The organism is Vibrio quintilis, assembly GCF_024529975.1.
Taxonomy (GTDB): Bacteria; Pseudomonadota; Gammaproteobacteria; order Enterobacterales; family Vibrionaceae; genus Vibrio; species Vibrio quintilis.
In genome coordinates this window covers 2,321,734-2,344,335 of record NZ_AP024897.1, presented here as the reverse complement: position 1 = coordinate 2,344,335, position 22,602 = coordinate 2,321,734, and the positions used below count along the sequence as shown (strand labels likewise).

The window sequence follows — 22,602 nt, the reverse complement described above, 5'->3', positions numbered from 1 at the left end:
TGGCGATTGATCTTATGCAACCGGCAGCAGTGCTACTGCAAATTTACCCGATGTATTGATCATGGTAATGGCATTACTGTCCGGGTTGTTAAATGTGGTGTTACCTTCACCGGTCACAAGGAAGTTATTCCGGTTGCCGGCAACTGACGTCTGAATGCCCAGTGTATCTGCACTCTTATAGAAGATAGATTTTTCATTGGTGTTGGCTGAATGTGTCCGCAGAATCAGCTGGCCCTGATAGACATTGAAGTAAACATAAGGCGCCCCGTGGACGAATGTCGCTTCCATAATCACCTGACCATTCTGCTTCCACTGTGCTGTTGCAGTACCGTCACTGAAATCTTTCAGGTTTGCAGTCATATTACTGAAAGCAGTATTGCCGATCGCAATTCCGTCAAATACTTCGTTTAAAGGGGCTGGAATTGTATAAGTAGCACTAATTTCATTGGTCGTTTTCAGACCGGCAGGAATGCCCATCATCCGGACACCTTTCTCAGAAATTCGCGCCGTGATTGGATCCGGTGTGATATAAGCCGATTTGGTATTGTCTCCGGTTTTCATTTCCCCGTAGAAGGAGAGCGAACCCCACCAGCGGTGCGTGGCTGTTGGTTTTTGTGCCGCCGCATCGACAAGGTGAGGATAGATAGGTGTTGGTGTACCAATAGGATTATAGCTGCTGACGCCGGGAGAAACGACACCGGCATTGCCGATCCAGTAACCGTGATCCTGAGTACATTTATAGCCATTTGGGTTGATTGTGTCCGAAATGTTCCCTTTCCCATACTGTGTCAGACCGGCAAAAGATGGCCCGGAGAAAGAAACAAAAAGTGAAGCAGCAATACAAAATGCAATGTTATGCAACTTATGCTTTTCTTTGTTGTTATTCATAATTACCTCATATACAGAATGAAATTATCAGTCATTCATGCAGTTCATCATGGCGATGAGTGGCTAAGTGACTGATAACGTGTCTATCCGGAGAAAGGAGAATGAAAAATAATTCACCGCCGGATAAAAATAAACAGAGTCCGGATTTATCGTCTGGTTTGGATGAACTTATCGTGCTTTAAAATATAATTTTGCTCAAGGTTAAAGTTCACTCTTTTATAGTATTTATGCGATACTGCTCATAAAATTCTTGCAATTATTAATAATGATGTCAATTGTGTTATTTTGTAATAATTTATTTTTTTTATTTATTTTAAAAAACTATTTAATTATAACTATTTGTTTTTTAATTAAAATTATTTTGGTTAATTTGAGTTGTCTTTTGTTTTTATTTTTTTTGGTATATTTTAAATTTGTTATCAACCTCATATTTATACACTAATTCCTGTTTTTATATGACGTTTCTTTATGTAGTTTTGTTATTTGTAACTCGCCGTTAAATGCTGAAAATTTATTTAAATTCATTTGTCCTCATCAATGCATGAAACGCGTGGTCCCGGCCGGGTAAAGATCTGAATCATGTTCTGATTTGTTTTTTATGTGAAACCTCCTATTTTTTATAGAGATACAAAAAAAATAACACTGTTTCTGTATTCAGCCGGAGGCTGTGCAAAAAACTGACAGGCAACGTGGCTGACAGAATGAACCGGAGTACCTTTTTTCTTCACTGGAGAATTCGCTTTGAGCCCATATCATCAGAAAGCTTTACTGATTACCGGTACCCGTCCGGAAATTATCAAAATGGTACCTTTGTATCATGCGTTACAAAAAGTGATGTCCGTGACCTGGTGCCATACCGGGCAGCACGATGCGCTGGCCGGGCAGACTTTTTCTTCATTTCAAATTTCTCCCGACATTGTTTTTGAACGCCCGCAAGGCAGCAGATTATCTGATTTGCTGGCCGGGCTCATTCTTAACATCAGTGAAGTACTTGCCAATGAAAAATATGATGTGGTGCTGGTTCAGGGAGATACCTGCTCAACGCTTGCAGGTGCCATTGCAGGGTTTTATGAGCAGGTGCCGCTCATCGGACATATCGAAGCCGGTCTTCGCAGTGGTGACCTGTATCATCCTTTTCCTGAAGAAATGAACCGGATATCGGTGTCACGTTATGCGCACCGGCATTATGTGCCGACTGAGCAGGCCCGACAGCATTTGCTTGCTGAAGGTATAAAAAACGACACCATCATCGTGACCGGCAATACAGTGATCGATACCCAATATTATCTGATGGATCAGCAAATTATCGATACTTACAAAGACAATAAAGTGTTAGTGACCTGCCACCGGCGGGAGAACTGGCCGCATATTCAGACCATTTGTAAAGCGATCGAACAGCTATCGGTACTCTATCCGTCGCTGGAATTTATTTTTTCTGTCCACCCGAATCCCGAAATTAAGAACCAGGTCTACGAATTTTTCGCCGGAAGTGATGCCGTGCAGGTTGTGGATGCGCTGGACTATCTATCCCTACAGAAATTGCTGGCAAAATCTGTTTTGGTGATGACTGACTCCGGTGGCATTCAGGAGGAAGCACCAACTTATGGCGTCAGAATTGTGGTGCTCAGGGAAACCACCGAACGGCCGGAGGTGTTGGAGAGTGAGAAAGCCGTGCTGACAGGTTCATCCGATATTCAGAGAATTCTGGATGGCGCAATGCAGCAGTTGCAACGCGGGAGTTATTCCCTCAAAGACAATCCTTTTGGTCACGGAGATGCATCTGAACGTATTACTGAAGATATACTGAGGATATGGAATGAATCTGTTTGATATCTTCATTATTTATCTCTATGGGCTGAAATACGTCCTGGTTGCCGTGATGGCGATTATTGCCGTGTTCAGTGTTGATGATTTATTTATTGATCTGGTTTACTGGTGGCGGCGGATTTACCGCAGCCTGACAGTGTATAAACAGAATAGCCGTACTGCCGCCAATGAACTGTTTTCCAGGGATGAACAACCGTTGGCAGTGATGGTGCCGGCCTGGCAGGAACACGGTGTTATCGGCAAAATGGCGGAGCTTGCAGCATCCCGGCTCGATTATGAAAATTATCAGATTTTCATTGGTACTTACCCGAATGATCCGCAGACCCAGCAGGATGTGGATGAGGTTTGCAGCATGTATCCACATGTGCATAAAGTGGTATGCGCCCGGCCCGGCCCGACCAGTAAAGCGGACTGCCTGAACAACATTGTGGCTTCGATTATTCAGTTTGAGAAAAAAGCAAAAGTAGAGTTTTCCGGTTATATCCTCCACGACTCCGAGGATATGATCTCAGCGCTGGAGCTGAGACTGTTCAATTATCTGCTGCCACAAAAAGACCTGATTCAGTTGCCGGTTTATCCGTATATACACCAGTGGCACTATTTTACGCAGAACCATTATGCGGATGAATTCGCGGAAATGCACAGCAAAGATGTTGTCGTCCGGGAAGCTTTGGCCGGGCAGGTGCCGAGTGCCGGTGTCGGCACCTGTTTCAGCCGTCAGGCAGTTTTAAGGCTGTTAGTGGAAGGGGATGGCGTGGCATTTGATATCCGCTCCCTGACCGAAGATTATGATATTGGCTTCCGGCTCAGGCAGTGGGGTATGAGTGAAATCTTTGTCCGCTTTCCTGTGGTCGATCTCAACCATGAAACCCTGAGAGAAAAAGCCCGCGGCGTTTCTCAGAGTGAAGGTAATGTGATTTGTGTCCGGGAGTTTTTTCCTGATACATATTCAGCGGCAGTCCGTCAGAAATGCCGCTGGATTATCGGCATTGTATTTCAGGGATTTTCCACCCATAAATGGACGGACGATCTGGCCGTCAACTATTTCCTGTGGCGGGACCGGCGGGGCTTGTTCAATAACGCAATTGGCTTTATTGCCGTACTGTTGCTGATTCAGTTAGCCGGGTTACAGCTTTACCACCTGTTTGTACCTGACTCTTATTCATTCATGGAACTATTCCTGGACAGCAAAGTCGTGGTGATACTGGCGGTCATGAATACCTTTTTCTTCTTTAACCGGGTTCTGCACCGGTTTTATTTTGTCAGTCAGTATTATGGATATTTTCAGGGCTTTTTGTCTTTTTTCCGGATCTTCTGGGGCGCGGTAATTAACTTCTTTGCGAATATAAGGGCGATCAAACAGGCGTTGAATGTCGGTAACCTGAACCGGCTGGACTGGGATAAGACCACCCATGAGTTCCCTTTTGTTGAGGTGGCTGCCCGGAAAATGCCGTTAGGTATGGTGTTACTCAAAGACCGGGCGATTTCAGAGCTGGCTTTGGAGCAGGCGATTCTGACCAAGCCGGATTATCAACTGCTGGGCGGTTATCTGGTCCAGTGTGGTCTGATATCGAATGAGGTTATGAGCCGGGCTGTTGCCCGTCAGAGTCGTGCGGAGTTTATTGATTGTAATCCATTTAAGATTGATGAATCTGTGTTGCGCCTGGTGCCAAAGGATCTGGCAGTCAAGTATTCAGTGCTGCCGTTATTTGTGGATGAAAATAAGGTATTGGTACTCGGCAGGGAGCAGGCGCTGAGCCCTGTGGCGCTTGCCTCTGTTCAGCGTTGGCTGAAACGGCCGGTCAGATGGGGAATTACCCGCACCGGAGCGGTGACGCTGGGCATCCGTTATTGGTATTTTGATGACCCGTCGGCGAATCCGGATGCCGAGCTGGCAGAGGCGGTTGCAAACCGGCATATTTCAGAAGCCGTGGCTGAAAAAATAAAAGACAAGTTTTTTGCAACCCGCTGTCAGCTTGGAGCCTGTCTGGTTTCAGCGAATCTGCTGGATACTGCTGTACTGAACCAGGCCATCCTGGCTTTTGCGAAAGTCAAAGAAATCAATATCGGTAAGTTTCTGGTGTCTTCCGGATATCTGACTCAGGAAGATTTGGAAAAGGGGGTGAGTCTTCAGCAAAAGCAGCAACTCAGCATTAGCGAGTTAATTAACCGGGAATTGAATCAGTCATGAAAAGAGCAGTCTTAAAAAGAGCAGGCAGGAAAATCTGTTGGGGTTGTTTTTTTTGTATGTTGTCCTGGCAGGCTTTGGCAGTTGATAATATTTATCACGGTTTGACTCAGTTCCAGCAGTTCCGGGTTTATCCGTATGTTGATAAAGCCTTTGCATTTGATAACAGTCAGCAGTATCAGGCGGCACAGGCGGAGCTGGATAAGGCGCTTTATATTGAGCCTGAAGCAGTGGGTCTGTTGCAATATGCATTAGAGCTGGGGATTAAAATGCAACTGCCGGAAGAAGCCCTGATCGGGCGGCTGAATAAAATACCGGCAGCCTACCGCAATGAGCCGGCTTTTCTGCTGGCGATGGCGACCGTCAAACATGGCCGCCTGTTATCTGAAGATCATCTGAAGCTGATCACGGCTGATTTAACCACCGGACAATACAGCGAAGTCTGTTTAACCAACCTGTATGCACTGGAAAAGAAATCCGGTGAACAGGTGGCTTTATCATGGAGTGAATCTCTGCCTGAAACCATGAAAACGGATGCCATCTTTCGCTATCAGGCGCATGTCTATTTTAAAAGGAAACACCACGCACTTGTCATCGGTGATTTAAGGCAGATTCCATCCTCTCATCTGACACTGAAGGATAAACTCACACTGGCGCTGAGTTATATCGAAGTCGGGCAGGATCAGGCGTATAAAAATATGCTGGCTGATGCCGGTTTTTCTGTGGAAGAAATGATTCAGCTGAAACGACGTTACATCGGTGCACTGGTTTATCAGGGACGTCAGCTTGCCGCAAAACAAGCGCTGCTTGAGTTGAAAAAAATCACGTCGCTGACTGAAGAAGAGGCTGCGCAACTGGCCTATATTTATCAGGCTGAAGCCGAAGATGAACGACAGGCAGAGCTGGCAGCCTCATGTCTGGCCAGGGTGGAAATGCAGCTGCAGTCTGAAAATATGCCGCAGGCGAAAAAACTCATGGCTGATTGTGACCCTGCAACAGAAACGTCGCGCTGGATCAATTATGTGCAGATTATGGGGGTGTTCCCTCTGCTGGAAAAAGTCAGGTTCAGCGGGGAAAATGAGGTCACCAGAAACCGTTTGCTGACGGACTATTATACCGGTAACAATCAGTGGCAGCAGATCATCCGTTTATTATCATCTTCTCCACCTGTTGAATCCCAGTCGCAGGTTGCTTCTGCTTATGCGCATCTGAAACTCTACCGGCAAGCGGCGCAGACATGGATGAAACTGTTTGAGCGGACCGGAAAAATTTCTTATCTGAATTTAGCCACTTATCAGGCAGAGAAACTCAGGGATAAACTGCTGGTGAAATCACTGTTTGATGCAGGCATCCGAATGGCTGGTGATGCGCTTTTTACCCATGCGGAGTTGCGTGACCGGCTGACCGGATTAATCATTGAGCACCTGATTTTATTCGAACCAGAGGAAGTGGATCGCCTGAATACCTTGTTTGCGGGTAAAACATTATCCCCGGCTCTCTGGGAGCGTCAGCATTTATGTGATCGCCTGAGTGGCCGGACTTATCAGGCCCCGTTTTTAATCAAAGCCAGTGCGTACTGTCTGGCCGGATACGATTTGGCGCAGGCGACCCGGTTATATCAGCAGGCTGCACAACAGCAGCAAGATTCTGAAGATATCATGACGCTGGCTGTCTGGCATTCCCGCCTCGGTCAGCATCAGGCGGCTGAGCCCTACTGGGATATGCTTGAAACCACGGTCGACTCAGGTGAAGAGCAGCGCTATCTGCATACTCAGGCACTGCTGGATAATCACCGGATTCCTGAAGCGGAAGCTTTATGGCAGCGATATAAAGCTGATAGTCTGCGTTGGGAACTGCTGGCTGCTGAGCTGGCCGAACGTATGGATGATCAGACTCTCGCTTATCAGCGTTATCACTCGGTTTTCAGGAATTATGATTCTCCGATAGCCACCAACTGGCTGTTTCGTGATGCAGAGAATGATACAGCGCAACTCAGCCGGCTGACAGAAGAGATTCTGAAAGATGAGACGAAAATAAACAGCGCGGCTGAAGCGGCTTACCTGATGACGGAGGTTGACCCGCAGCAGGCCGGGTTTTTGTTCCGGAAAGCGGCTTCTGTAGCCCCTTACAATGAAGATAGCTATTTTAATTCTGCGTTTGCTGATGTGGCAAAACAGAATGGGCACAAGCGCCTGGCGCAACAGTTATACCGGGATAATACTGATCGTCTGGTCCGGCAGGTATCTCCGGAGACGCAGTTACTGGCTTATCAGCAACAGGCATATCGTGATCTGGACGTGGGCTGGAAGTTTTCCGTTGCTGGCTGGCTGGGGCACAGTAAAGGCGCAACCACACCGGGGCTTTCAGGTCGGGCCGGGGATTATTTTGTCCGCGAAGAAGCGAAATATTTTATCGATTCCCCACCATTGACTGACAGTGCATTCTTTATCGCGATGCAGCATAGCCAGGTATTTGACTCCGGGGCGAATGACTTTTCTTCTTCCGAGCTGGATGCCGGGTATCAGTTCCGGCTGCTCCCTGAGCTGAGTTACTATTTTGATCTGGGTGTCAGGCAATCTTTAAATTCTGACTCATATACCCGTCCTTATGTGAGACTGAAGGCCGATGTTTTTTCCCGGGATGAATGGAGCAAGGCATGGCAGACAGAAGCTGATTCGTGGCTATATCATAATTTATATATTGATATGATGAATGAACTTGACAATACTGAACAATATTCGTTATATGGTCGGTACTCTCTCGGAAAAACATACAAATTGAGAGAAGTCAATCGACATCGTTTGACGCCTTATCTGTTTGCACAGTGGGGCAGGGTGTATCAACTACAGCCGGATGAACGGGTCGGAGGTGGTATCAGTTGGCGCTGGGAATTTAACCGGAACCTGTACAAAGGTTACGGCACCATTGCAGAGGTAGGGGCAGAATGGCAGCACTTGATCGATCCACAACCCGGACAACATGGCGAATCGTATTTACTGCGCTTTTCGTTTTTCTTTTAGTCTGGAACACACAGGCCCGCGGTGAAACCACGGGTATTTTTTATCAACCGCAAAACAGAGACCAGAGCGTCTCAACCCGCGAGTGGCAGAAATTGTTTGATCAAACGAAATCATACAATATCAGTGAAATTGTTGCTCAGTGGAACCAATATGGCACCGAACAGTTTAACGGACCTGACGGATGGCTTGGTCAGGTGCTGGATCGGGCAATTCGTGCTGACAAAACTATCTGGCTGGGCTTGTATGCTGATCCGGATTACTTCACGCATATTCATCAGTCAGACCTGACCGCTCAGCGAACTTATCTGCAAAGTTACCTTCAGCAGGTCAAGCTGAGTTTTCAGCGCTGGCAAGGATGGATCGAGAGCCGGGGTTCATCCGTCAGCGGCGTGTATTTACCTGCTGAGTTCACCGATTATGATTTTTCAGCCCCTGAACAACGTGAAATGCTGGCGGATGTCTTGTCAGATTTTCTGGCAAATTACACATTGCCGGTGATGGTCAGTGTGTACTGGGCAAACCAGATCCCGTTTGATCAGTTTACTGCCTGGGTTGATGACCTTGAACAGCTGGGCCTGGTGGTACTGATTCAGGATGATCAGGGCGCGAATATCAATCAGTTCGCTGATGGTGAGAATTCATATGACAGCCTTGAATGTTCCTATGATCTGATTGTGGAAATCTATAAACAGGTCCGGCCGTATCCGGATTTTGAAGCCCGGCGTTTGTCGAAAAAAGAATTCAGGGAGCGGGTAAATTTACGTGAGTGTCATCTGAACTATCTGTTCTCTTTACGTTATCTGCCTGTAAGACGGAATCCGCTGGATTTATAGGTTTTTCTTTCCTTTTTGTTGAATCAAATCAAGCCTTCTGCACGCAGTGCCGAAGGCTTTTTCGTCTGTGGCAGACCCGTTTTGATACCTGATGATTCCGCCCTTTGATATCAACTTGTTGATTTTCTGTAATAAATATGAGATAGATTGATTATGTGTCCGGTTCGCTATCTGGCTGTACCGGATATGCTGCAGTGAATACATATCCCTTCCTTTAAACATATACACTGATAAGGAGTATCAATGTATGAAAAACGCATTGATGATCAGAACGAAAGCGATCTATTTAAGTGTTGCTCTGGTCGCACTGGCCTGTGTCATGATTTATACCGTGGTACAGGCTTTTGTTTTACCGGTCATTCAGCAGGAAACGGAAGAAAAAGAACTGACGAGGGTGCAGGGACTCGTCAATGAAGTCCACGCGGAACTTGAAGCGGGTGCTGTGCTGACAAGAAGCAGTGCTGCGCTGGCTGAAAGTTTACCTTTAACAGATCAGGACTTTCAGAATAATTTACCCCACGTGATTGATCAGTCCGGGAATCAGAAAATTGCCGGGGGCGGTATCTGGCCGGAACCGGATGCATTTAAGCCGGGTGTGAAGCGATATTCTTTCTTTTGGGGACGCAATGCGCAGAAGCAGCTTGAGCTGATGGACGACTATAATGTGCCGGAAGGGCCGGGTTATCATCATGAAAGCTGGTACACGGTCGGAAAAAGTTTGTCGCCGGGTCAATGCGGCTGGTCAGAAGCTTATACTGACCCGGTCAGCGGCACGGCAATGATTACCTGTACGGTGGCCATTCACCGGAATAATCAGTTTTGGGGCGTTGCCACAACAGACCTGATGCTGACCGGACTCGATCAGATGATGCACGAGATGAACCAGTCTTCTGAAGGGTTTACATTTGTACTCGGGCCGGATAATCAGATTGTCAGTTTCCCTGATTTTCGCTCCGGGAATCTCGATATGAAAAAGCTCCCGGAGGTTGTTGCAAAAGATCCGTCTTTGCAGCCTTTGCAAAAGGCGATTCAGGCCGGACAGTCAACCAGTTACCTTCCTGAAGGTGTGGTTACCGGGGATGAGGCGATTCTTTCCCTGATTCCGATGCCGAAATATGGGTTGAAAATCGGTATGATTCTGCCTGCTCAGGTGATGATGAAACCTGTGGGCGAGATGCGCAGTAATTTATATCTGACGGTGGTGCCAATGCTGCTCATCTTTGGTGTCGTGCTGGTGCTCTATGCACGTAAGGTGATGAACTGGATTAATGAAACCAGTCAGCAGATCCATCACCTGATTCAGGGGGGCAGTGCCGCGACACTTGAAATCCATCAGCGGGATGAAATTGGTTTGCTGAAAGAAGCCGTCAATGATTATGGTCAGCATTTGCACAGCCTGATGGTTCAGATCGCCGGAGAATCGGATCATGCGAGAAGCCATGCCGGGGAATTGCATGATCTGGCTTATGTGCTGAGTGAACGTTCGAATCAGCAGTTGAGTGATAACACAACCCTTGCCAGTGCGATTACTGAAATGGCCGGCAGTGCAGAGGAAGTGGCGCAAAACACCCGCCGGACTTCCGGTATGGTGGATCAGACCCGCGAATTAATCACTGAGCGTCAGGCGTCTGTGGCAGACAACCGACAGGCCAGTGAGAAATTGTTGGGTCAGTTGCAGGACACGGTCAAGATCATTCAGCAATTGTCGGATGATGCCGGACAAATGGGCAGTATGCTGAATGTGATTAAGGAAATTTCCGAGCAGACTAATTTGCTTGCTCTGAATGCGGCGATTGAAGCGGCCCGTGCCGGCGATCAGGGACGTGGTTTTGCTGTGGTTGCCGATGAGGTCCGGACGCTGGCAGGGCGTTCACAAGGCTCCGCATCTGAGATTGAAGCCGTCATTGAGCAGTTACGACGCTCGGCATCGCATGGTGTGGACACGGTCACTTCTGCCAGAACATTATCGGAAGAAAGTGTTGAACGCTCCATGCAGGTGTTTGATGGATTTAATGAAATTCTTGATGTGTTCCGTGATATTTCCGGGCATTCGTCGCATATTGCTGAGGCGGCGGGTCAGCAGGCGGATGTCAGCAATGAGATTCATCAGCTGGCTGAGGGAATCCGGCTGGCCAATGAAGAAAACGTCAGTACCGCAAGGCAACTGACGGAGCTGAGTGACGTATCCAAGCAATCTGCAGATCGGCTGCATGAGCTGAGTAGTCAGTAAGCACTGTTTTTTATCAGAGGGTGTCCTGTCGGAATGGGATTGTTCCGGGATGACTCATAAAAAATGCCAGTCAGCTTCATTGACTGGCATTGATTGGCTTTTTGCGCATCAAACAATCCGTTAAATCCAGATACTTTTTCTCCTGAAATAAAAAAGAGTCGCCAGAGCGACTCATATATACCCAAGCAACCTGAACCCTGCATCTTCAGGTTGTTTTGGGTATATTCCGGTAACTAAATTTTCATGTAAAAATTATCAGAACATGTACGACAGATGAAAATCGAAACCGCTGCCATCAAACGTTTGACCGCCTGATTCTGTTTCGTACTCGATATTGGTGTATTTTACACCAAGACCAAAACGACCAATGGTTAAAGGAGCAAACGCGTATTCATACTGGACTAAAAATCCGGATGCATCCTTAAAGTCGACTGTCGAATTACAAAGCGCTGTTATATTACATTCAAAAGATACACTTGTATGGTAGGCTAAACCAGCTCCCAGTCTGTGCTGATTAAACTCATGGAAAAGAGTAAATTCAAGTGGCACCCGACTGAAACTTATTTCTCCGTTACTCGCTGATATATCGTCTGATTTATAACCAATTGTTCCACGGGCTATAAAACTTTTACTAAACCGGTAATCGATACCACCAAAATAGGAAATCCCCTGATTGGCTTTTATTTTGTCACTTCCGCCAGAGGCATAAAAACTTTCAAGCATCGTATCACCACCAATGCCATACCCAACACCCAGTACACCAGATAATTCACTGGATCTTGCATATGCATGCGAAGACGCTAAAAAGCAAAGTAAACATACCTGAGATAAAGCTAATTTTTTCACAAAAAAACCTTATTTTATTAACAATAAATTATTTGTATTTTTAATAAACAGAATTGCGTTTAATTATTGAACAGAATTCTGTTTTTCAACTGCCTTATATTGCGTGGTGTCACTTATAATACATTTTTAATAAATTCCACAGGCTTATTCATAAAAAAGTAATTATCCCCAAACACCCTGCATCTTCAGGTTGTTTGGGTATATATCTACAGTCATTCATTGTGATAGACCTGCCCCTGTGCCATGATGACCACACTTTCAATCAACCGGGTGAATTAATGCGACATGCTTTAAGAGAAAAAATTATCAGCGTATGTACAAAGAAAATTGCACAAAAAGGGGAGAATGTCGGCGTTTCTTTTTATGCCTTCTTTGCGAACAAAAACGATGATTCTGAGCTATTGATGGAAGCGGCAACCTGGTGGATTCAGACGCATCAGCTGGATCATTTCGAAAAAGCAAAGAAAATTATCGCGATGATTGAAGCTGGTCATTAGCAGACCCTGATTATTTTACAATACCAGATGCTCATATTTTGGTATAAAGCAAATCCATCGATGATTATCCTTATATACCCAAGCAACCTGAAGATGCATGATTCAGCGTGCAGCCGAAAGGTGCAGTTCAGGGAAAGGGAATGCAGGAATGTACCCACCTTCCAAATTCTCTCGGGTATACAATAGTTTGATTGAACGGAGAAATTTTGAAATATTTTGTTGCGTTAGTGATTGGTCTGATACTCAGTGGTTGTTCCGGTATTCAGCGGCCGGTTTGTAATGATGCGAATTCCTGTGGTGTGCTGATTCGGGATCGGATTCAACATCATCTGTTTTATGATGATGCCTATCGTGGCATGAAGGCGAGCGTCAGATTTGAGATCGACTCAACCACAAACGTAGCCGCTTATCAGGTACTGGAGTCTGACGGGACCAAGAGTTTTGGTATGGCTGTTAAGGCTGCTGTATATCAGAGTTTTCCCTATCCGGCGTTACAGAATATCTCACCGGCAGTTTTTGAAGAGATCAAAGAGGTGACGCTTAACATCAGGCTGTAGTGTGAATTATCGTGAGTAGCGATTCCCACGCAGTGGGAACCTGTTTTTCCGGGCATCCTGAATGATTTGATCCCTGCGGACCAGCCGGTGCGGATATGTACCGGCTTTTTTATGGTATGAAAGGCGGAATTACTGCTGAGCTTTCTTCACCCGGATTTTACTTTTCGCCACGGGGGTCAGATTCAGGCTGGCAATAGCCGCTTCAGCTTCATCTTTCTCCGGCATTTCAACAAATGCAAACCCCTTTGACTGGCCGGTGTCCTGATCTAAAACCAGTGTACATTCCGTGACGGTGCCATGGGCAGAAAACAGCGCACGAATTTCGTGCTCCTGAGTTGTTCGTGCAAGATTGCGAACTAAAAGTTTCATAATAAACCGCTTACTTAAATAAATTCAGAGAGATTGTCTCAGGTTCACCGGGAGAAACCAAGTGAATGATCATTACAGTTTCTCCGTTTTATGTGACAGAGCATCTTATTGCACCATATGTGTGCTGTGACACTTTCTGTGATGATTCAGTTTCAGCGCTTCATGAACAAACCATGAACAGTGCCGGATAACTGTTTTAAAAACATAAATTTACCTTGAATTAATTCCCTGCCAGGAGATGATTTTAATCGTTGTTAACTCCTGCCGGATGAGAATCGAACCACAGAGTCAGTCATCTGTCTTCCCCTAATCATTCATCAGGGGAGCAGGCTCATGATCGCCGGCTGTGAGTGTTACAACGGCGCAGCAGCCTCGTCTTTCATACCAGCCTGTCAGCCCGGAACATTCAGTAAAAATATCAATCCGGCTGGTCAGGTCTGATGGCCGAAGGCTGTTTACGACAAAGGCAGTACAAACTGATAATTATCCCCAAATAACCTGCATCTTCAGGTTGCTTGGGGATATAAGACTCTGATCAGACGTGCTGCATCATAAAAATGATGACCCGAAAGGAATAAATCATGAATAAATGGCTAACCGTCACGGCGATAGCGCTGGCAGGCTCTGCTCAGGCAGACATTGCCGCAACCCATATTTACCACAATCATATGCCGAACTTCTGGCCTTATTACGATGTAAGCCAGTATGATCAATTAAATACAGGCGATCCGATTCGTTATACCTATGATGGACAGGTGGTGAACTTAAAGAAAAATCCGCCGTCAAATTACACCTTCTACATCCCCGGAAGCGGGCTGCCAATGCCCCACGATGATTTGACTTCCTATTATACCCACCATGCCAAAACCGGCGCTTATCTCTCATGGCCCATGGATACAGCCAAAGCAAATCATGCGGCTCACCCGATGAGTCAGACTCAGGTCACCATGTCTGCTGCGGTCATTAACAATGTCCAGAGTTTTGCTGAACTGGGAAATATGGATGGCTACAACCCGGGCTGGGGTAATTACTGGAAACAAGTCCGCAACAGCATAAAAACCAGTCACAATTTTAACGCGCTGGAAACCATCCACTTCACCGGCCATCACTCGATGGGACCACTGGTTGGCGAGGACTATTTTCTCAAAGACCTGATTTACCAGAATGTGACTTTAGCGCAGGATTATTTTCTGGGTGACAGTTTCACTTCATCAAAAGGCTTTTTCCCGACGGAACTTGGTTTCTCTGAACGGATTATTCCGGCACTGAATAAACTGGGTATTGAGTGGTCAGTGTTGGGGAATGTGCACTATTCACGGGCCCTGCGTGATTATCCGTATCTGAATGATCCCGGTGTTGATACGCTGGTTTCCCCACCCAACCGGGCCGACATGCAAAACACCAGTGATAAAGGGAGCTGGAAGTCACTGGCAATGTTTAATGAACAGCAGGTGACGCATAACAAGTTTCCTTTCGCCTCGATTCCGCACCGGGTGCAGTACGTCGATCCGGAGACGGCACAGGTGTATCAGGTTGCCGGTATTCCGGTTGAGCAGGCCAGCTCATGGGAGGAAGGTTATCAGGGCAGCGTAACGGCCGGGGTGCTGAAAGATTATGAGTCTGATGCGGCGGCGCTGGGGCGCAAACAGTATTTCGTGATTGCGCACGATGGCGATAACTCTTCCGGTCGCGCCGGTGATGGCGGGACCTGGCTCAGCTCGGGTCATGTCACTTATGCAGATGCTGATGTGGTGGCAATGGGTGTGGAAGAATACTTACTTGCCAACCCGATTCCGGCAGATGATGTGGTCCACGTTCAGGATGGGTCATGGATCGATACCCGGGATTCATCAGCGGATCCGACCTGGTATCACTGGCATATCCCGATGGGCGTCTGGTCCGGTCAGATGAGTGATTTCAATACCGCCAACGGCACAAACTATACGGCCTCCCGCCAGCATATGGTGTCATTTGAGTTGGGTTATCACTATCTGGAACGTAATTTTGCCCTGTTGCAGGCTGCGGAGAACTATGCGAAAACGGCCGAACAAATCTGGCTGGATGATCATCCGGATTACTGGCATCCGACGACGGACCGTGACCATCAGGTGACTTATGACGGCAACCAGCTGAATCCGTGGATGATGTCTTACCCGGTGAAAGGGGATGAAAATAATCACTACGCAGGCGGGGCCAATCCGGCTGAACTGGGCTGGTATTTCCTGATGGCTTCCATGGATTCCGGATTTGGTTATTATGATGAGAATGTGGATGACGGGGTTAAACCCACACTTTCATTCAATCAGTCGCTGCACTTCACCATGCCTTATGTGAAGCGCAATATCAGCAAGGATCGCACCGGGCCGTCAGTCTGGTGGCCGCAACGTTATCCTTATAATCCGGGCAGTGTGAATAACAGCAAGGCTGAAGGCTGGGCAACGGTCTATACCGACACAAATTTTGCGGTGTACACTTATGCCTATGATGTCAGCGGGATTCAGAACATCACGGTTAAAGTCCGGGCGCATAAAGATAAATGGGCCAGTCCGACAGATAAAACCTATAAGCTGTATAATCCGGCGGCTCACAGCAGCGATCCTCAGGTCGACCCGTCCCGGGTTGGTGCGTGGCAAAGTTATGCGATGAAAATGCGTGATCTGAGCAAAGATATCAATGGTGTCAGCTGGCAGGCATCCGGCACTGCAACATTTAAGGTGGTTCCCGCAGAAAAGATTGGGAATTTGTATTATACCTATTTCAATCAGTATCAGGACCAGTTACTGGATTACTACATTGAAGCGACAGACAGTAAAGGCAATGTCACCCGCTCGGATATCCAGCAGGTTTATGTCGGCGCAGGCCGCTATTCTCAACAGAATAATAAAACGGTAGAAGACGTGAACGGCAGTATGGCCGGGACTAACGTCTTCTTTACCGCGGATTATGTGCCTGTGAGTGAACGTCCGGTTGCTGTCATCACGCCTGAAAGTAAAAGTGTTGAAGCCGGCGAAGTGGTGACCCTGAGTGCAGAAACATCCACAGATCCGGATGGTAACATCGTGTCTTACCTGTGGAGCACCGGAGAAACAACCCCAACAATCACGGTGACAGTGAATAAGCTGAGCACCTATTCGGTGACCGTGACGGACGATCAGGGAAATACAGATATGGCCAGCGTGACCTTCAGCATTACGGGTCAGGCGATTATCAGTACGGTTTATTATCAGAATACCAATGGCTGGGAGAAGGTGTGCCTGCACTACAGTGCGGATGGCGGCGCAACCTGGACCACGCCTCCCGGTGTGGAAATGACGCAGGTTCAGGATAACTGGTACAGCCTGAGCGTTGAATTGCAGGCAGAGCATGATCTTGAGTTTGATACCAGTGACTGTAACAGCAGCTGGGACAATAATGGCGGGTCAAACTACAAAACCGGGCAGGGTGAGTGGCAACTGAGCGGCGGTACCCTGACTTCAGGAAAACCTGATGCACCTGGAAATCTGAAGCCGGTTGCGGTGATCACGGCGTCCGCCAGTCAGGTCACCGTGGGTGACAGTGTTGATTTGAGTGCGAAAAGTTCAACGGACAGTGACGGAGTGATCACCAGCTATGCCTGGAGTAACGGAGCGACCAGTGAAACGACCCGTATGACTTACGACACGGCAGGGGTATTTACTGTTGAGCTGACTGTGACCGATGATGGTGGAAAGTCGGCCACCGCCACGAAAACCATCACGGTTGTTGATCCCGATCAGCCTTTTACGGCGAATTTGAAACAGCTTTATTTCCGGGGAACGCCGAACGACTGGCAAACGACACCGATGTCATTAGTCGCTGACAATACGTGGCAGGCTGAGATCAATTTTGATGGCCGCAGTGATCAACGCTTCAAGTTTGATGTCGAAGGGGACTGGCGTGATAACTATGGTGATAATGGTGCCGACGGTACGCTGGATAAATCCGGCAGTGATATTTACACCAACGTATCCGGTCATTATCTGGTGGAAATGAATGATGCTGAAATGAGTTATCAACTGACAGCGGTTGAGTAACTGCATTTACTGACTAACGGTACCTGTTAACAGTGATAAAAGCCGGAACATTTTTGATGCTCCGGCTTTGATGATTCATCAAACTGAATCCATTCAATGAACAAAGCAAATATCATTTAAAAGAGCGCCCCATGGAAGATAACCGGTCTGACTTCTCTCTGATGTCTTTTGACAGATCTGATACCAGCGTCGCACCTCTTAAATTATCCTGAGACGCATCCCGTATGGCTGAAACATTGACATTGATTTCTTTGGCAACCACAGACTGTTGTTCGGTTGCCGCCGATATCTGTAAAGAGGCATCGGATATATTTCCGACAATATCCTCCAGAGAGGCAATGGCGTTGCTTGTCTGTTCCGCCGCTTCGATAGAGCCAGCCGCAGACTTCTGGCTCTCTTCCATCGTTTTTACCAGTTCCTCCAGTGCCACCAAAACCTGAGACATGGTTTCCTGAATACTCTCGGTTGTTTTATGGGTGCGCTGACTCAACGATCGGACTTCATCGGCAACCACGGCAAAGCCGCGCCCCTGTTCACCGGCTCTGGCTGCCTCAATCGCTGCATTTAATGCCAGCAGATTGGTTTGTCCGGCGATGCCCTGTATCTCTTCCATCAGCGAATTAATTGAATCGAGCTTTTCAGACAGTGCCTGCGTTGAGTGCGTGGATTTTTCTACATCTCTGACCACTGAGCTAATGACCGAACTGACTTTTGTCATCTGGCCGACAGCCTGACCACACTGGTCAGATGCCAGCCTCACCTGATCAGAGGCTGTGGCACTGTTGCTGGCAACTTCTTCGATGGCTGCAACCATTTCTTCCAGTGAGCTTGAAACACTTTCCAGCTCAATTGATTCCTGCTCAACGTTTTTTTGTGAGGCAACGGATTCATCGCCCAGAGAGATCGCCTGCTGTTTCATGACCTGACAACTGTCTGTCACCCGGCCCAGAATCGTGCGGACTTTTCCTTCATACATTCTCAGCTGAAAATCTGCGATATTATCCGGATCCTCGTTATAAACGTAGCGGGAAACACTGTCGTATTTCTCTTTCAGCTGCTTTTCATATTTGGGTTTGCTGGATAGTTCAGGCCAGAATAAACCAATAAAGACAAGCGGAATCATCAGATCCGTCACCATACCTGCCACAGTGGAGAGCGCGATGATAGCGCCGATCAGAAATAGTGCAGCGATCACCCGGAACTGGATTGCTTTCAGTTTCGCCAGCGGGTCGATCGGCTGATTGCGGTTAATTCTGGCGTAAAGCCGTTCAGCCCGTTTTTTCATCTTTACATCAAGCGGGGTTCTGACCGACTGGTAGCCAATCAGTTGATTGTTTTCATAGATGGGTGTGACAAAGGCGTCCACCCAATAGTAGCGGCCATCTTTACAGCGGTTCTTCACTGCACCACGCCAGTTTTGTCCGGCTTTTAAATGATCCCACAAATCTTTAAACGCTGCCTTTGGCATATCCGGATGCCGGACAATGTTGTGATTTTTCCGGAGTAATTCGTCGAAAGAATAACCAGCCACCCGACAAAAAGCATCGTTTGCATAGGTAATGACGCCTCTTAAATCGGTCGTGGAAACTAACTCTTCGTCTTTGTTGAATGTCACCTCTTCATTAAGGATCGACTGATTTCGTTTTCCCATTCACGTTACCTGTTTGTTTACGTCCACCTGATGATGAATCTCGGTTTTTTGAATTTATCCGGCTGCTTTTATCAGAATAGATGAATGGCGCCGGTTTTATGTAACTCATTTTACTAATATGAGAGACATGATAGTGATATTGCCTGATTTATTTCCCTGAGTACCGGCTTGATGTGTTTGTTTAACTGAACTGAAACAACAGAGGCGAAAATATGATCGGATATCCGCTTATTTGTCAGATTCAGCAGTTGCGTTGACTGCGACAACATATCCGGCCTGGATAATGTTATTATCAAATATCCCCAATCGACCTGAAGATGCCGAATATGAACCACGTGATGCTGGATATTGATGGAACTCTGATTCAGTCATATGAATTTGATGAGAAATGTTTTCTGGATGCGGTCAGTGAAACGACCGGTATTGAACTGGTGAGTGACTGGGAAACCTATCCTCATGTGACTGACCGGGGAATTTTGCAAACTTTTATTCAGCGTCAGGCGCCACAATATTCCCTTGAAGAACTTGAGCGCCTCGTGAAGCCGGTTTTTATCCGTCATATTGAGCAAGCATTACACAATGAGCCTGCCAGAGAAGTTCCCGGCGCAGCAGACTTCGTTTCATTCCTGCTTCAGAGTGAACAACATATCGTTTCTGTTGCGACCGGAGGCTGGGGAGAGACGGCCCGGCTGAAACTTGAGTCCGCGGGCTTTGACACAGACAGCCTGATCATTGCGTCTTCAAATGATCATTACTCCCGCACTGAAATAATGGCAGTTGCCAGAACGAAAGCTGACGCGACATTACAGCTGCCCGTGACTTACTTTGGTGATGCTTCGTGGGATATCAAAGCCTGTCAGGCACTTGGCGTGAATCTGGTGATTGTGGGCGACCGGGTTTCACATCATCAGCAGGTAGATGATTTCTCTCAACTAAGCAGTGTATTAAGTTTTCTGGCTTAGCGGGGGAAAAATGTTATCTGAACATTTACCAGAAAAAATTGAAACTGATTATATACCCAAACAACCTGCATCTTCAGGTTTGCTGCTCTCTTAACACGAAAAGAAGCGATCAAAGCCCAAAGGGACAACTATACTAAAATCATCCCGCGTCTGAGCAAAATGGTGGCAATCATGGTGTCGGAAACCGGTGTCCTGATCCTGATATTTGTGGTTTTGTCGTTGCTGTTCGGAGCCTTAATCAAATCACTGGCGAAATATTTTGAATCCCCTTACAGCGTGATTCTGTTAATTGTCGGTTTGACTATTGGGCTGTTCAGCCGTTCTGATATGGCTCTGAATCTGTATCCGCAGCTCAATCAGGCTTTGCTGACGCTGGCCACGATAGACCCGCATCTGATTCTGCTGCTGTTTTTGCCAACCCTGATTTTTGAGTCCGCATTCGGTATGGAATCGCATCTGTTTAAACGGATGTTCAGCCAGATTGCCGTGCTGGCCATTCCCGGCCTGTTGCTGACCACGGGCCTGACTGCAACGCTGGCTTACTATGCCTTCCCCTGGCAATGGTCATGGACGGTCTGTTTGCTGTTCGGGGCGCTTATCTCTGCAACGGATCCGGTGGCGGTGGTGTCGCTGCTCAAAGAAGTCAGTTCCCGGAAAAGGCTGGAGACACTGATTGAAGGGGAGTCGCTGCTCAATGACGGCACAGCGATTGTTCTGTTTTCGCTGTTTTATGGCATGTTAACGCTTGCGGGCAGTGCCGGGACCAGTCTCTTCTCCGTCAGCGGCCATTTTCTGTTTGTGGTGTTGCTTGGGCTGGTTGTCGGGCTGGTTGTCGGCGTGGTGGTTCTGCTCTGGCTGGGTTGCCTGTTTAACCGGCCGCTGGTGGAAATAACCCTGACGGTGTCAGCGGCTTATCTTGCTTATTTTATTGCTGAAAATCTGTTTCACGTTTCCGGGGTGGTTGCGGTAGTGACGCTGGGATTAATGCTTGCCAGTTTCGGCCGGATTCGGATTTCACCGGAAGTCGCCGGGTTTCTCCATCATTTCTGGCAAATGATGGCACACATCGCCAACACGCTGATCTTCGTTCTGGTTGGTATTATTATCGCTATGCGGATTCGTCTGGATGTGGTGGACTGGTGGTTGTCACTGATTGTGCTTTATCTGGGAATTTTGTTGATCCGGGCCGTGGTGATCACCGTGCTGATGCCGTTGCTGAAACGTGTTGGTATCGGAATTAACCGGGAAAAAGCGATTGTCCTGATCTGGGGCGGGTTGCGGGGTGCGGTTTCCCTTGCTCTGGCGTTAATCATTAGCCAGGATTCTTTGATTGATCAGGAACTGGGGGATCAGATTCTGTTTCTGACTGCGGGCGTGGTGGTTTTAACCATTATTATTAATTCGACCTCAATGAGCTGGGTGCTTGGCAGGCTAGGGCTGGATAAGTTACCTGCGGCAAAACAGGCGTCACTGGATAAGGCAAGGTATACCGTCAGGGAACTGATGCAGGATGATTTACAACAGCTGCAAGCCAGTGAGTTTTTACGCCGGGCGAACTGGACGGTTTTGCGTCAGTCATTTGATGAAGACACCAGAAAACCACCGGAGGCTGATTTGTCCGGTGTCAGTGAAGACGCGCTGCGTATTGCTTTTTACCGTCGCCTGCTGGAAACCGAGCGCCAGTTTTACTGGTCGCAGTTTAAGCAGGGGGCACAGACCGGGCCTGCAACCACCCAGCTGGTCAATGCGGTTGAAGTGGCTTTAGACGGAGAGCCTGAGCTTGCACCGCGTCTGAGTTTATTCCGTTTCTGGAAAACGTCCCGTCATTTGCGGTTTTTCAACCGGATACCGCTGCTAAAACATATGGTGATGCATTTCTCGTTTGAGCGTCTGGCCCTGAGTTACGACACGGCCCGGGGATTTATTCAGGCGCAGGAAGCGGTTGCCCGGCATATTCACGACCTGGCACCGAGTGTACAGGATGCGCAGGAAGCACTTGCCGCGCTGGAAGTGAATACCGCACAAACCCGCTCACATGTGGAAGCTTTGCGCGAGTATTTTCCCGACCTGTCATATAGTCTGGAAACACACTCCGCCCATCGCCAGATGCTGAATCTGGAGCGGGCACACCTGCAAAAAATTATCGATAACGGCATACTGGATGAGAGCGAAGCGCAGATGCTGTTGCATGAAGTGGAGTTTAAACTGGCGCACCTGAAGCGTCGGGGCCACCATATGAGTTCTCAGGAAATTACTGATCTGCTACAGCAGATGTCATGGGCTGGCGGCCTGAAAAGAAAAACATTGATGGCGCTGGGCCGGATTGCGCAGCGGCAGATATATAACGAGGGGGAACTGATTTACGCACAAAATCATCATGCCGGTGCGATGGCGGTGATCATCCGCGGGAAAGTCAGTGTGTTCAGCCTGCAGGGAGAAAGAATCGCCGAATCCGGTTCGCTGATTGGCTGTTGTGCCTTCCTGACCGGCACGTATCAGACCAGCACCAAATCCATGACACCCAGTGAATTGATCTGGCTGAACTTACCGCAACTGAAAGCCATTGCTTCAAAGGATAAACACCTGACCGGCGTGCTGGCTGAAGCCCTGAACCGCGAGGTGCATCAGACTTAGGCTGGATTGAATGACAATTAATTGATGAACAATAAGTTTATCAGAAGA

The 22,602-nt window shown here is 47.6% G+C and carries 14 protein-coding genes; 10 read left to right on the top strand and 4 right to left on the bottom strand.

From position 1 onward, the window contains the following. Window positions 1-12: 12 nt before the first annotated feature. The gene (locus OC443_RS10875; RefSeq protein WP_073581010.1) at window positions 13-888 is read right to left on the bottom strand and encodes a hypothetical protein; all 876 of its coding nucleotides are present in this window, start codon (window positions 886-888) and stop codon (window positions 13-15) included. Window positions 889-1,629: 741 nt separating this feature from the next. Between OC443_RS10875 and wecB the strand changes: the two genes are divergently transcribed. From wecB to OC443_RS10850, 5 genes are all read left to right on the top strand, one after another. Further along, window positions 1,630-2,718: a non-hydrolyzing UDP-N-acetylglucosamine 2-epimerase gene (gene wecB / locus OC443_RS10870; RefSeq protein ID WP_073581012.1), complete on the top strand. Its 1,089-nt coding sequence runs from the start codon at window positions 1,630-1,632 to the stop codon at window positions 2,716-2,718. Beyond that, window positions 2,705-4,906, top strand: a complete 2,202-nt coding sequence (locus OC443_RS10865; RefSeq protein ID WP_073581014.1) for a glycosyl transferase family protein — start codon at window positions 2,705-2,707, stop codon at window positions 4,904-4,906. Before wecB ends, OC443_RS10865 begins: the two co-directional genes overlap by 14 nt. Continuing rightward, window positions 4,903-7,923: an NfrA family protein gene (locus OC443_RS10860; RefSeq protein WP_143169258.1), complete on the top strand. Its 3,021-nt coding sequence runs from the start codon at window positions 4,903-4,905 to the stop codon at window positions 7,921-7,923. Before OC443_RS10865 ends, OC443_RS10860 begins: the two co-directional genes overlap by 4 nt. Further along, window positions 7,848-8,756: a DUF4434 domain-containing protein gene (locus tag OC443_RS10855; protein ID WP_073581018.1), complete on the top strand. Its 909-nt coding sequence runs from the start codon at window positions 7,848-7,850 to the stop codon at window positions 8,754-8,756. Before OC443_RS10860 ends, OC443_RS10855 begins: the two co-directional genes overlap by 76 nt. A gap of 247 nt (window positions 8,757-9,003) precedes the next feature. Next, on the top strand, window positions 9,004-10,986 hold the full coding sequence (locus OC443_RS10850) for a methyl-accepting chemotaxis protein (RefSeq protein WP_073581022.1): 1,983 nt from the start codon (window positions 9,004-9,006) through the stop codon (window positions 10,984-10,986). Between the two features lie 255 nt (window positions 10,987-11,241). Here the strand turns inward: OC443_RS10850 and OC443_RS10845 are convergent, their stop codons facing one another. Next, window positions 11,242-11,832, bottom strand: a complete 591-nt coding sequence (locus OC443_RS10845) for an outer membrane beta-barrel protein (protein WP_073581026.1) — start codon at window positions 11,830-11,832, stop codon at window positions 11,242-11,244. 278 nt (window positions 11,833-12,110) lie between these two features. Here OC443_RS10845 and OC443_RS10840 point away from each other — a divergent pair, with 278 nt between their 5' ends. Then, window positions 12,111-12,329 (top strand): DUF6500 family protein, encoded by a 219-nt coding sequence (locus tag OC443_RS10840; RefSeq protein WP_073581028.1) that lies wholly within the window; start codon window positions 12,111-12,113, stop codon window positions 12,327-12,329. A gap of 206 nt (window positions 12,330-12,535) precedes the next feature. Beyond that, window positions 12,536-12,886 (top strand): cell envelope integrity protein TolA, encoded by a 351-nt coding sequence (locus OC443_RS10835; protein ID WP_073581030.1) that lies wholly within the window; start codon window positions 12,536-12,538, stop codon window positions 12,884-12,886. A 129-nt stretch (window positions 12,887-13,015) separates the two neighbouring features. Here the strand turns inward: OC443_RS10835 and OC443_RS10830 are convergent, their stop codons facing one another. Continuing rightward, the gene (locus OC443_RS10830) at window positions 13,016-13,255 is read right to left on the bottom strand and encodes an RNA recognition motif domain-containing protein (protein WP_073581032.1); all 240 of its coding nucleotides are present in this window, start codon (window positions 13,253-13,255) and stop codon (window positions 13,016-13,018) included. 581 nt (window positions 13,256-13,836) lie between these two features. On the opposite strand from OC443_RS10830, the gene OC443_RS10825 reads away from it, so the two are divergent. Next, on the top strand, window positions 13,837-17,307 hold the full coding sequence (locus tag OC443_RS10825; RefSeq protein ID WP_073581033.1) for a PKD domain-containing protein: 3,471 nt from the start codon (window positions 13,837-13,839) through the stop codon (window positions 17,305-17,307). A 112-nt stretch (window positions 17,308-17,419) separates the two neighbouring features. On the opposite strand, the gene OC443_RS10820 is transcribed toward OC443_RS10825, so the two are convergent. Next, window positions 17,420-18,958, bottom strand: coding sequence for a methyl-accepting chemotaxis protein (locus OC443_RS10820; protein WP_073581035.1), 1,539 nt, complete (start codon window positions 18,956-18,958; stop codon window positions 17,420-17,422). Between the two features lie 326 nt (window positions 18,959-19,284). Here OC443_RS10820 and OC443_RS10815 point away from each other — a divergent pair, with 326 nt between their 5' ends. Both OC443_RS10815 and OC443_RS10810 read left to right on the top strand, forming a co-directional pair. Next, window positions 19,285-19,920: an HAD family hydrolase gene (locus OC443_RS10815; RefSeq protein WP_073581037.1), complete on the top strand. Its 636-nt coding sequence runs from the start codon at window positions 19,285-19,287 to the stop codon at window positions 19,918-19,920. Between the two features lie 171 nt (window positions 19,921-20,091). Then, window positions 20,092-22,554: a cation:proton antiporter domain-containing protein gene (locus OC443_RS10810; RefSeq protein ID WP_073581085.1), complete on the top strand. Its 2,463-nt coding sequence runs from the start codon at window positions 20,092-20,094 to the stop codon at window positions 22,552-22,554. Window positions 22,555-22,602: the final 48 nt, after the last annotated feature.